This is a genomic window from Candidatus Gastranaerophilales bacterium, assembly GCA_028693235.1.
Lineage (GTDB): Bacteria > Cyanobacteriota > Vampirovibrionia > Gastranaerophilales > Gastranaerophilaceae > JAQUVW01.
This window is the reverse complement of record JAQUVW010000005.1, coordinates 158,896-171,221: the sequence shown is the minus strand read 5'-3', so window position 1 is coordinate 171,221 and position 12,326 is coordinate 158,896. Positions and strand designations below refer to the sequence as shown.

General features: G+C 32.9%; 15 protein-coding genes and 1 tRNA gene. 9 read left to right on the top strand and 7 right to left on the bottom strand.

Annotated features, from left to right (window positions below):
- Positions 1-375: a hypothetical protein gene (locus PHV37_09780; GenBank protein MDD3238369.1), complete on the bottom strand. Its 375-nt coding sequence runs from the start codon at positions 373-375 to the stop codon at positions 1-3.
- A gap of 50 nt (positions 376-425) precedes the next feature.
- Entirely contained in the window at positions 426-632 is a 207-nt protein-coding gene (locus PHV37_09775) for a hypothetical protein (protein ID MDD3238368.1), read from the bottom strand.
- 124 nt (positions 633-756) lie between these two features.
- Here PHV37_09775 and PHV37_09770 point away from each other — a divergent pair, with 124 nt between their 5' ends.
- Entirely contained in the window at positions 757-1,404 is a 648-nt protein-coding gene (locus PHV37_09770; protein MDD3238367.1) for an IS1595 family transposase, read from the top strand.
- An 89-nt stretch (positions 1,405-1,493) separates the two neighbouring features.
- On the opposite strand, the gene PHV37_09765 is transcribed toward PHV37_09770, so the two are convergent.
- Together PHV37_09765 and PHV37_09760 are read right to left on the bottom strand one after the other, a co-directional pair.
- Positions 1,494-2,351 carry a hypothetical protein gene (locus PHV37_09765; protein MDD3238366.1) on the bottom strand — a complete coding sequence of 286 codons (858 nt, stop codon included), beginning with the start codon at positions 2,349-2,351 and terminating at the stop codon, positions 1,494-1,496.
- Positions 2,352-2,819: 468 nt separating this feature from the next.
- A tRNA-Met gene (locus PHV37_09760) sits at positions 2,820-2,896 on the bottom strand.
- Between the two features lie 279 nt (positions 2,897-3,175).
- On the opposite strand from PHV37_09760, the gene PHV37_09755 reads away from it, so the two are divergent.
- From PHV37_09755 to PHV37_09745, 3 genes are read left to right on the top strand one after another with little or no spacing between them, the layout of a single operon-like run.
- Positions 3,176-3,925, top strand: coding sequence for a type II secretion system protein (locus PHV37_09755; protein MDD3238365.1), 750 nt, complete (start codon positions 3,176-3,178; stop codon positions 3,923-3,925).
- Positions 3,926-3,943: 18 nt separating this feature from the next.
- Positions 3,944-4,090, top strand: a complete 147-nt coding sequence (locus PHV37_09750) for a prepilin-type N-terminal cleavage/methylation domain-containing protein (GenBank protein MDD3238364.1) — start codon at positions 3,944-3,946, stop codon at positions 4,088-4,090.
- Between the two features lie 47 nt (positions 4,091-4,137).
- Positions 4,138-4,560: a hypothetical protein gene (locus PHV37_09745; protein MDD3238363.1), complete on the top strand. Its 423-nt coding sequence runs from the start codon at positions 4,138-4,140 to the stop codon at positions 4,558-4,560.
- A gap of 184 nt (positions 4,561-4,744) precedes the next feature.
- Here PHV37_09745 and PHV37_09740 read toward each other — a convergent pair whose 3' ends face one another.
- Complete coding sequence (locus PHV37_09740; GenBank protein MDD3238362.1) at positions 4,745-6,088, bottom strand: hypothetical protein; 1,344 nt, start codon at positions 6,086-6,088, stop codon at positions 4,745-4,747.
- Between the two features lie 213 nt (positions 6,089-6,301).
- On the opposite strand from PHV37_09740, the gene PHV37_09735 reads away from it, so the two are divergent.
- The gene (locus PHV37_09735) at positions 6,302-6,649 is read left to right on the top strand and encodes a hypothetical protein (GenBank protein ID MDD3238361.1); all 348 of its coding nucleotides are present in this window, start codon (positions 6,302-6,304) and stop codon (positions 6,647-6,649) included.
- 48 nt (positions 6,650-6,697) lie between these two features.
- On the top strand, positions 6,698-7,069 hold the full coding sequence (locus PHV37_09730; protein ID MDD3238360.1) for a hypothetical protein: 372 nt from the start codon (positions 6,698-6,700) through the stop codon (positions 7,067-7,069).
- A gap of 113 nt (positions 7,070-7,182) precedes the next feature.
- Here PHV37_09730 and PHV37_09725 read toward each other — a convergent pair whose 3' ends face one another.
- Positions 7,183-7,884: a hypothetical protein gene (locus PHV37_09725; GenBank protein MDD3238359.1), complete on the bottom strand. Its 702-nt coding sequence runs from the start codon at positions 7,882-7,884 to the stop codon at positions 7,183-7,185.
- Between the two features lie 294 nt (positions 7,885-8,178).
- Between PHV37_09725 and PHV37_09720 the strand changes: the two genes are divergently transcribed.
- The 3 genes from PHV37_09720 to minE are packed head-to-tail and all read left to right on the top strand — an operon-like array spanning position 8,179 to position 10,809.
- Positions 8,179-9,363, top strand: a complete 1,185-nt coding sequence (locus tag PHV37_09720; GenBank protein ID MDD3238358.1) for a septum site-determining protein MinC — start codon at positions 8,179-8,181, stop codon at positions 9,361-9,363.
- 15 nt (positions 9,364-9,378) lie between these two features.
- Entirely contained in the window at positions 9,379-10,185 is an 807-nt protein-coding gene (gene minD / locus PHV37_09715; protein MDD3238357.1) for a septum site-determining protein MinD, read from the top strand.
- A gap of 12 nt (positions 10,186-10,197) precedes the next feature.
- Entirely contained in the window at positions 10,198-10,809 is a 612-nt protein-coding gene (gene minE, locus PHV37_09710; protein MDD3238356.1) for a cell division topological specificity factor MinE, read from the top strand.
- A gap of 89 nt (positions 10,810-10,898) precedes the next feature.
- Here the strand turns inward: minE and PHV37_09705 are convergent, their stop codons facing one another.
- Complete coding sequence (locus PHV37_09705; GenBank protein MDD3238355.1) at positions 10,899-12,131, bottom strand: MFS transporter; 1,233 nt, start codon at positions 12,129-12,131, stop codon at positions 10,899-10,901.
- Between the last annotated feature and the right edge of the window lie 195 nt (positions 12,132-12,326).

Below are 12,326 nucleotides of genomic sequence, written 5' to 3'. Positions count from 1 at the left end.
TTATTTTATTATCTGTCCCTTAGCTTCCGTTTCTTCATTTACTACTTCATAAAAATAACCGTGTCCGCCTTCCAATGATTTTTCACATTGCTTAAAAGTATGATTACCCTTGTAGTCTATTATTTCTAAATCAATAACGGCTTTGCCTTTCCCATTACTACCATCAAACAGTTTTATGCTATGCAGAATAATAAATTCTACTTTCGTGTCAGGATCGATGCTAGGTCTAATTTTCATTTCCGGTTTTATTGTTACCACTTCATATGCAATACTACTCTTACCATCCCAAGTGCCTTTTGGATTTACGTTATCATTGGCTTGGGCATTTTGCGTTAGAAGCAAACTTAAAGCAATGAGTGCTAAAATTCTTTTCATATATCACCTCCTATTGTGCATGATGAATTGATAACTAACAATACTTAGATTTACCACCCGTAATTATTATTTTTTTTATTGAAATTCCCATAATTAGAATTAGTATTTAGCCCATTATTTACATAGCCAGGCTGCAAAGTTCCTTGTGGTTGAGGGTCGCCTAGTTTTGATGAATACCCACCGAGAGGTGCCTGATAATTATTATTTTTATAGGTATTATAATTTTCTGCACTATGCCTTGCACGTGCTTCATCCACGGTTTCAAATGGTCGACTAAATGAATCAGCAAAAGCATTCGAAGCTGTAGATAATAGTATAATTAATAGTAATAAATTTTTTTGGGGCTTGACCAGAACATAGATTTCATGAAAGGATGAAAATATGTTCAAATACTCAAAGATAAGTCAATATAAAATAAAAAAAATACTTTTTTACTTTTCACAAGATTTAACAGCAACGCAAACAGCTAAAATCATGAAGTTAAATAGAAAGACTATTAATAAGTATTATCAATTATTCCGAGAGAAAATTTTACAATCTTGCGAATCAGAAAATGGCTTTGAAGGTGAATTAGAGCTGGATGAAAGCTACTTTGGCGGAAAACATCATAAAGGGAAAAGAGGTCGTGGCTCAGAGAACAAGATACCTGTTTTTGGCATTTTAAAACGCAATGGTAAGGTCTATACTCAAATCATTCCTAATTCGTCGTCAGAAACGCTTCTAGACATTGTACAAAACAAAATCAAGTTGGATTCCGTTGTTTATACTGATAGTTTTAGGGCTTACAATAAACTGTCAATAAGTGGCTACAAGCACTACCGTATCAACCATTCTAAGGAATTTGCAAGAGGTAAAAATCACATCAATGGTATTGAAAGTTTTTGGGGATATTGTAAAATGAGATTAGCAAAATTTTACGGACTTAAAAAGGAAGAATTTTTGTTACACTTAAAAGAGTCAGAGTTTAGATTTAACAATAGAAACAAGGATTTATACAAAATGATGTTTCAAGCTATTACTGAATCTTAGAATCTTCTGGTCAAGCCCCATTTTTTTTATTCATTTTGTCCTCCAATTGTTTAATATCTAATTTTATAACACTATTTTTAAAATAATTTTTATTTGGTCAAATTTAATGCTTCACTCTCTAGGTTATTATTAAAAATCTCTTGCATAAATCGAGCTCTAATCCATAAAGAAAAGTCTGAACTAGACGCAACTTTGGAATCATACTTTTTTATTTGCTGTGCGATTTTTTCTGTTGATTCTTTGTACGAAGATGCTAGAAGATCATAACACTTCTCAAATGTTCTTTTTGAACACTGATCTAATAAATCTTTAGCAATTGTTGGAGATTCATTTATTACGATATTTATAAATTCTTCAATCTCCTCTTTTTTAAAAAATTTGCCATGATATTTTTCACTTTTTAATTTTTGTCCGAAGGAAATATTTTTGCCGTCACTCACGCTTAAAGTATCCAATATCATTCTTGCTTCATTGAGGATATCTTCCCTTTTTTTCTTATCGTAAACATCTCTAAAATTTTGCATATCTTCAGGTAGTGGAGCTTGCCACCATCCTCTACGATGGCTGTCATTGTGCCCATCAAACCAGTCACGGGTGTTTTTAAGAGTGGTTTTCTTTACCCCCAACTTTGTAGCCGCAACTTCAAAAGCTTTATCTTGACTAAATTGTGGATACAATGAAGTATGTTCATAGTAGCTAAAGCAATAGGCAATTAAATACATGTCATTTTTTAATTCTTCATCTATGCGTTCGTAAGTTCTATTATTTTCAGGTCTTTCGGAAAAACCAATTGAATTATTAAAATTGTCTCCAATTTTGCTTATTGCGACTTCGGATTTTAACAATATGCTTAAAAATATATCTTTATTTTGGACGTCATTTGAAATAATTGTATTCTCCATTCCTTTTTGAGCTAATTGTTTTATTTCCATAAGTAAATTCTTCATATTTTTCTCCTTTTATTTTTTATTATTTCATTTATTTTAAAAATGTCAATAGAATAAATTGACATTTTTAAAATAAATTTACAAAATTAAATATATTAAGCGTAGCAAAACGCTATAACTAAGTTATATTGTCAAACTTAGTTATAGCGTTTTTATATTAAACCTTAAGCAACTTTTATTGAAAAATTATCAGATAGTTTTGTAGTTCTTATCAGGTTCATTCTGAATGTCTGACAACCAGTTTGGTAAAACTTCCGACTTGATTTTCACAAAATTAAAATTTTACCATTCTGCTTGTCACATTTTCCATTCTGGCTGTCAAAGTATAGAAAGAGTTGCTAAACTTGGGCAAAAAACAAACTTCCCCTAAATCCATAATAAAAATAAAAGTTATACTTTTGTTATACTTTCGGCAAAAATTTGCATAAAAAAGAGGGTTTCAGTTTCCTTGAAATCCTCTTTTTGTAATGGTTGCGGGGGCCAGATTTGAACTGACGACCTTCGGGTTATGAGCCCGACGAGCTACCAGGCTGCTCCACCCCGCGATAACTCTTGATACTCTATTATGAAACGCTGAAAAGTAAAAATCAAGTACCAGTATTTGCAACAGCTGATTTAAATATACTTTTTAGTTTATAGCCGTTAATTCTTTTGTGATTTGCAAGTATAATTTGTCAGACAGAATAGAAAATGTGACAAACAGAATAAAATATATTAGAACTACAAAACTTTCTGTAAATTTTTTATTATTTAAGTATTGTATATGTAGCTAAATATAGCTATAATTAGAAAAGAAAGTGTTTGAATACCAGTTAGGAGTTTATATGAAACGAGCATTCACGTTAGCAGAAGTATTAATAACATTAGTTATAATAGGTGTTATAGCGGCTTTGACAATACCTGCTTTAATAAAAAACACACAAGGAAAAGAATTCCAAGTTGCTTTTAAAAAGTCTTTGTCCGTATTAAACCAAGCCATTATAAAAGAGAACACACTAGAAGGAAAGACGATGGAGGATTTCACGTCTGTTGCTGATTTATCAAATAATTTTTTCAAAAAACAATTTTCTATTTTGTCAGCTCCTGATTCATTTTCAACTGATAACGCAGATGATTCATATGATGCATTTAACTATAAATACACCCCTATACATACTTTACCGCTTATAGAATCTCCTGCATACGCCGGTGGAGCTTCAGCCATTAACGACGATGATTTTATATATACAGCAGACGGGATAGGGTTTTATGTTCAACCGGGGTCTATAGGAGACTGCGAATATGACCCTGACGGCTATTCTGCCCCATGTTTTTATGTCACAGTAGATGTAAACGGAAAACAAGCACCTAATATGAGCCCTTATGATGGTGGAGGAGTAGCAGGGACCGTAGCTTTATTACACTCAATAATAGAGCAACCTGCGTTTGCCGACGCCGGTTATCAAGGCAAAGATTTATATGACAGAATACCGGGAATCGCCTTATATAAAGATAGAGCTATAGCAGAGGCTTATGGCGAATATTTACTTAAAGATGATACCCCAAGTTCAATTGGCGGAAGTGGTGAGTTATAATAGAATAGGACTTATTATATGAAAAATAAAGCGTTTACATTAGCTGAGGTTCTAATTACACTTGTTATAATAGGTGTAATAGCCGCTTTAACAATTCCTTCTCTTTTGAACAATATAAATGACAACGAAAAAAGACTGCTGTTAAAAAAGTTTACTCTTCTTTAACAAATGCTCTTGATAAAAATTATGCCCAGTCAAAACTTGGAGCGGCAATGTTATGGTCAAAATGCGGATGGGACTCCACTTGTTGGTATGACAATTTTTATTCAAAACAATTTAATATCTCGTCATCTATGCCTAGTGGAAGTTCTGACGCTTGTCACGAAATCAATGGAATGTCTACTGATATAACATTTTATACATCTGACGGGATTGCATATAGTATACAAGGAATGGCAGTATTAGTTGATATAAATGGTGACAAGAAACCAAACGAAATTACTACTGACTATTCTGCTTTAAAAGATACTTATTATTTTGGATTAGGTATTGACAATATAACAAGTGGTCCTTTTTCATCAAACCCCAGTGCTGTTTTGGCTGTACCACCTGCCTCAGGTATAATACAAAATTATGACTGCAAAGCAAATCCTGACAATACAGAGTTTTGTAAATTTGACACTAGCGAAATGTAACGAGGCTTAACCTATACAAGCGGATATTGATTCTTATAAGTCTCGTGTATTGAAACTTTTTATATTTTCGCTTAACTGAATTTTTTCAATAATGAATAGAGATTAAAATGAAAAGTTATTATCTTTATTCGCAACTATAATTAGACTGTTAGAATGGAAAAGATAGGAATTCCAAAACTGCCTGTTAATTTTGGATTTCTAAACTTTGGCTTTTTACAAATGCTTTACCCAAGAGAGTTTTTGCTTTTTGAGAATCGCCCAATTTAAGCATTATTTTGGCAGCATCTCTATAGTTGCTTATAATGCTTTCGAGGCTATCAGTTTTAGTATAATATCTTGTTGATTCTTTGTAATAGTCAAGAGCAGTAAGATTTTCATCGAGTTTTTCACTTATATCTGCTGAACGTCTATATGTTGAAGCTATAACCTTATTACTTTTTGTTTCTTGAGCCATTTGATTTGCTAAGTCTAAGTAATCAAAAGCATTTGACTTATCATATCTGTTAGAAAACATATCTGCTAAATTGGTAAGGGCTTTTGTTTGCAAGGGAATATTTTCCGATTCGCCGGCGTAAGAAATTGCAGCATAATAATGGTCAACTGCAGGTTCAAATTGAACAACATCATCATATATTTTTGCCATTGAAATATGTGAACGAGCTTTTATATTATTTGATTCTGTATTTTCAAGGGCTTTATCATAACTTTTTATTGCATCGGGAAGATAATCATTTCGGTCATATATTTTAGCAACTTCATAATAAACCATACCCTGAGCTTGTTTGTCGCCAGCTTGTTCTGCATAATTCAAGGTTTGAGAAAATGCGTCAAGTGCTTTTTCATCTTGGTCAATAGAAGAATATTTTTTTGCCTGAATAAACATTTTTCTTAATTGTTTATCTTCCGGAATATATATATCACTGTTTTTTTGTGGAAAAGCAATTACATTTTCTTCTTGAACTTTTTGAGGCTCGTCAACTGTTTCAACCACAGCAACTTCATCATCTGGTACATCAAGCTTATAAGCAGGATTTATGTCTTTTGGATTTGACTTATAGTCTACCTGTTGCAAAAACAGAGCATCAATCCAATTTTCCACTACTTTGGAGGGCTTTTGCAAAGTAGTAGTGATATATGTATCTAAAATTTGTGATGCATTTTTTAAATTTGATTGAATAATTTGCTTGCTAGGTTCATCTTTTTGAGCTTGTTTTTCAATCAAATCAAGGTATGAAGTTACTTCGTTTTTAACATCATCGGGAGCTCCGATAGCGACTGTTGTATTTTTAAAATCTGTTATTATTTGAGAAATATTAACTTTGGGATTTGAATAGTCAATAGCACCTTGGGCACCTGTCGGAAACTGAGAACGTGAAAAAGAATCGCCTTTAACAGCTTCTCTTTGTGCCTCTTTTGTTGCAGCTTGACTTGATGAGTTAGATTTTTCCTCATCTTCTTTTTTCTTTACTATTCGATTGTTAATCCCTGTGTAGTTAATATAACCCGGGTAAATAGTATTGTTATACAAGCTCAGTAGCCCTCACACCTTGCCTATAAGGTATTTAATAACTTTCTTTTAAAAGTCAGATTTCCTCTAAAATCCCCTTTTCCCTAAAGTGCCCATAACGCACCTTTACACAGTAATTTTAACATGTCTTCACAAAACCACATCCTCAAAAGCAATTATTTCATTAATATATACTTTGTATATATACAGAACAATTAGAGATATTAAGAGAAAATGACAGTTGTAAATAATAACAACTTAATAGAAAAACAAGCTGACGCCATCAGGGCTCAAAGCAGCAATCCGTTTGGCAATATCGGCAAATATTTAGATAACAAATTTAAAAATGTGTTTTCTATTGAAGCAACAACAGCCATTGAGAAAAATAATCCTTTTTCTCAATTAACAGAAACACAAGCCGTTGAAAACGTGAAAAACGTTTCAACTAGAGAATATAATAACCATAGCGACGCATATAACGCAAACGCAGATTCAATTTTTGGCACGCAAGCCAGCAACAATCAAGCTTTTACAGAAAACTTCCGTAGCGAAAAGCACGGCACACTAGACTTCAATTCATAGTTTTGGGATTTTATTTGACTTTTTATCATATTTTCTTAATAAAGAAATATGATTCTTGATTTATTTAAAAACATAAAAGAATGTCACCATCCCAAAATAAGGGCAGACCAAGAAAAAGCATATTGCCCTGATTGCGGAGCTTACGTGGAGACAAAATGGTATTTAACACGTTGCAAATGTTGCAATATAAAAAGGGTGAGCTACAACAAATTCAATAAAATTAGTCCTGTTGAAAAATATTGTCCGAATTGTGGTTCTAAAGAATTTTATTTAGAAGAACTTGACGGGATAAATTTTATCGATATAAATTTTGCTGTAATGAGAAAAGAAGTTATAGAAGATTTAACAACAAAAGTAAAAAGCCAAATATGGGTAGACATAAAAAATGGTATGCAACAAGGATTGCTGGAATTATCCTAAAAAAGACTCAACATTACAAGGAAGCTCGGTTCGTGACAAAATGAACGATATAAGCACCTTAAATAATATGAAAACATTAAAGTATGTTCTATCCCATATATTTAGCATAATTGTTATAAATCATCTGTTTCAAAACCCGGAGAACGAGTAGGAAGATTTTTATATCCTGGGTTTGAATATACAGCTTTTTGAATATATTTGTTTGTATAATCGCCTTTTTCAAACAAACGCTTTAGCATATTTTCTCTATAGACAAGAGGGTGAGCTTTTTCCATAGCAGCAGGATATTTTTCTGATAGCTGTGTCCAAACAGCCGCTTCCATAGTCCACGCATAAGTTTCTTCTGCCAGAGAGTCGAATTCATCTTGATGCAATGCTTCATGCGACAACAACGCCGCCAATGCCGGAGCAGGAGCATCTTTGTGCTTTTCGTTTATATAAATATACAACCTGCCTGCTTTTTTCCACCCGAGAGCGTCAAAACTTGCATATTGAGGTTTTATTTCATTCAGATTTTTAAATTCTATCCTCATTTTTTTATTCGTCAAATTTGTGCCCATAATTGCATTATGCGAATAATCTCCCAAACACCCTTTCATCATTTCAAGGGCTTCCATAATTCTATCTTCTTTTGTTACATCTTTGTATGTTTTATACAAAACAGTTGTATCAAAAGAAATAGAATCAGATTGTTCAAAAACCGTAGGGTCTAAAGGTTTATTTAAAAGAGGGGCATCTTTCGGCTTAGCTGTTGCCATTGCGGTACTTAAAAGTCCTAATGCCAAAACAAAGCATAATCTTTTTTTCAAAATCACTATTTCACTCTTCTTCCGTTGCTTACTTTCATTTTCATATCGGAAAGTATTTTTTTAAACAAACAATATTTTATTATAAATATATTATTGCCTATATATTATATAAGGACAAACTTTTTAATTTCAAGTTCCAAAAAAAGTTATATTGAGCCTCTTTTGTTATTTAAGTTTACGTTTTATAAAAAATATCGCAACAAAAAATTACAAAGAATTGTATTAGATTTTAATTTAGGCTATTCTTTATATAGCACTTAAAAGAGTGTTTTTTAAGTCAAAAATAAGAGAGATAAGATTATGAGTCAACCTTTCAGTGAAAATGTTTACGTGATTGATTTAAGTTACGTTAAAACGCCTGCTCAAATCATTTATGATTTGAGTACGATTTTGGATAGTGAAGAAGCAAAAGACAAAGATGTTTGCCTAAAATTAGGGACGATTGAACTTAATCAATCTCAACTTTTGAGCATAAAATCTCTTATCAGCAGTATAAATTCTACATTAAAATATGTTGATACTAAATCTTCATCTACAGAAAAATCCGTGGTAGCCTTGGGAATGACCTTGTTAGACGGCAACGACATTAAATTTGAGCCTAATAATCAAGAAGGTATAGAGGCAGTTGAGGAAAATCAACAAGAAGAAATTTCATCCACACCACGTGAATATGAAAAACTGGACGAAAACTGGAAAGATGATGCTGAGTCAGAAAATACTGATGCTCAATGCAACAATATCGACAACGCTGATAACACTAAAAACATTGAAGTTGAAACAGAAACTGAAATTGAAGAAAGCAAAGAAGATATAACGAATGAAGATGTTCAAGATGAAAATGAGCCTGAAAAATCAAATATATCTATGGAACTAAACATTCCGTCTTCTGAAGCAATAAAAGAAGAATTGGATACCATCTTCAATTCTGAACAAAAACTTGAAGAAATATTCGACAAAAAAGATGAAACACCTATTGAAAACGAACAAGATGATGAGCTAAAAAAATTAGCAAATCAGTTTGCATCAAACAATGATAATGTTTCAACGCCTGAAATTAAAGAAACACTTCCTCAAATCGAAAATATTGAAGAAAAAGATAAACCTATATATACAGAAGAAGATATGGAAATTATCTCTTTTGAAACAAAATATATAAAACAAACTGTTCGTTCAGGTCAAGTAATAGATTGCAACGGAAATATCGTAATAATCGGAGATTGTCACCCGGGTTCAGAAATCCATGCAAAAGGTGATATTACGGTTTGGGGTGTTTTAGGAGGCATTGCTCAAGCAGGTTCTAACGGAAATACAAAAGCTAAAATAAGAGCTTTGAAAATGAATGCAATTCAATTAAGAATTGCTGACTGCTATGCAAGAAGACCTGATGCATTACACACTATTTTTGCTGAAAAAACAAATGTATTTACACCGGAAGAAGCAAAAATTATTGATGGTGAAATAGTTATATTCAAAATAAATGATTAAAGGAGTGGATTATTAATGAGTGGTAGAGTAATAGTAATTACCTCAGGAAAGGGCGGAGTAGGAAAAACTACTACAAGTGCCAATATCGGTACTGCTTTGGCTAAAGAAGGCTCTTCGGTTGTCCTTATTGATACTGATATAGGATTGAGAAATCTTGATTTGTTATTAGGATTAGAAAATAGAATTGTTTACACACTTGTTGACGTTGTAGAAGAACGTTGCAAACTTAAACAAGCTCTTGTTAAAGACAAAAAAAATCCAAATTTGTGTCTTTTAGCAGCAGCTCAAACAAGAGATAAAACTTCTGTAAATGCTGAACAAATCAAACAAATCACAGAAGACTTAAAAGAAGATTTTGATTTCATATTAGTTGATTGCCCTGCAGGTATCGAGCAAGGCTTCCAAACAGCTGTAGCAGGTGCGACAGAAGCTATTGTCGTAACAACTCCAGAAATGTCTGCGGTTAGAGATGCTGATAGAATTATCGGACTGCTTGAAGCAAAAGAAGAAATTACATCTTACAAACTTTTGTTGAACAGAGTTCGCCCTAATATGATTAAAAATAATGATATGATGAGCGTCGATGACGTTGTTGATATACTTTCTTGTTCTTTAATCGGAATAATCCCTGAAGACGCCGGCATTATCACTTCAACAAACAGAGGTGAGCCTATCGTTAATAACGAAAAAGCTCTTGCAGGAAAAGCCTATTTGAATGTCGCAAAAAGAATTCAAGGCGAAGAAGTTCCTTTCTTAGACCTAGATGAACCAAAAGGTTTCTTTGCTAAACTAAAGAAATTCTTCTTTGGAAAGAAAGCCTAGGGAGGAAGATAAATGAAAGAAATATTTGCAGAATTATACAACAAGGTTTTGACTTTTTTCCAAGTTGAAAAAGGTGAAAACACAAAAAATATAGCTTCTAACCGATTAAAATTAGTTTTAATGCACGACAGAACAAAACTTGACCCGTTGACGCTTGAGAAAATGAGATTAGAGATGATTGACGTTATTTCAAGATATGTGGTTATAGACAAAGAGCTTTTGGAATTGAATTTAGCAGGTGAAGGTGACTCAATTGCGTTGATGCTGAATATACCTGTTGTTAGAGCAAAAACAGAAGAAGAACTTGAAGAACAAGCTAAATTAGATGCTGAAAAAGAAGAAGAGTCCTCTGAAACCACAGAAACAGAAGAAGATAAAGAAGACGAAACCTCTGATGTTAAAGAGTCTGATGAAGAAGAAACAGCAGTTGAAGCTTCCGAAACTGAAGACATTGATACAGCAGAAGAAAATGAAGATAAAGTAATCAATGACGATGAAAAAGCTGAAACTATTGAACAAGAAAAAGAAACAGATGAAACAAACAAAAAAGAGTCTGTAGCTGATGAAATTATTGAAGAAAAAAACAATAATTCAAAATCTTCAAATAAACAAAAAAACAAATAAATTAAATTTTAAAACACCTAAAAGAGCTCCTTAAAAACAGGGAGCTTTTTTGTTGCTCAATTTCCTCATAACATATACAAACAGCCTGATTATACATCTTTGAGTTTGAATGCATTATACATTTCAAATAATGAAATCAAGAAAAATGTTCCGAAAACGAGCAAATATGATTTGTTACTGTAAACCAAATGCCCTGAAAACGAAGCCACAGGAGCGTAAGCTTCGAGCAAAACGCCAACAAGCGTCCCCAATATTCCTACGACCAAGAAAAATCCGCAATTCATTATGCTTAAAGCAGTACCCCTAATTTCATATTTGTTTGTAGAATGTATAATAGGCACCAACAAAGGTGACATGCCGCCGCACAACGACAAGAATAACAATATAATACCTATTGCTTGAGTTCTGAAATTCAAAATCAAACAAATTGAAATAACAGCAAAAATAAGAGTTGCCATAATTGATAAAGTTTTCATAAAAACAACTCTTCTATTGTCCCAAAGTTTGCTCAGTGTAGCCATGCCCATACCAGAAAACCCTGCCACAATTACCATTACTGATAAAATTGTAGAAGCTTGCGTGTCTGACATTTGAACGAAATCTTTTAAGAACTTGACGCCGATAACGGTCTGTATAACATAATACAAGCCATAGTTAAGACAGGCAAATCCAAACAAGTGAAGATTAAATTTTTTAGAGAGAACCTCTTTAAAAGGTTCAATCGAAAACTTCGCATTACGATTAGTAGGTATAGAATTCAAATTATTATGAATAAAAATATAAACAATAGTGATAAATAAAGTTATAAAGGCTAAAACATTCATTACATTCTGCCAATCGAACTTATCGGATAAAATAATAAATGGAGCATTAGCGAATACGCCACCTATATATCCGGTAAAGAGCATTAGTGAAACGGCAATCCCCAGATATCTATCGGGAAAACACTTCTTGAGCTCTTGTACCAAACTGAGATAAAAGGTTGCCGAACCCAAGCCTAACAATACCCTACTGAAATAGAGAAGCGGCAAATTGCCTGTATTGGGAAAGACCAAAGCCCCCAGCGTAAACAAAATTGAGCCGCCTAAAATCATTTTGGCACCGCCATATCTGTCAACCATTATGCCTATCAGCAATAAGCTAAAAGCATAAGCGTACATATAAACAGCACCTAAAGCAGTAACAAACGGGGCTTTTATATGTAAATCCAGTTGCAAGGTATCAAAAATCGCCCCCGGAATCGCTACCCTTTGAAAATTAGCCATAAAATACAAAATTGCACCGAGTGCAATCAATAAAATATGAGTATAATACTTTCTCATTGAGAACTCCCTCTGCGTAAACAGATATTATTAATACATGCAAAAGCATTTCTTTTGCGTTTCGGCTGTTTTTAGAAACAGGCAGCAACTTTAACAGGGAAAACTGTCCATCACTTCCAACGTAAAAAATTATAGCACCAACAATTTTTCAGGAGCTATTTTTTTACGTAACCTTACATTTTTTAAAATATATTC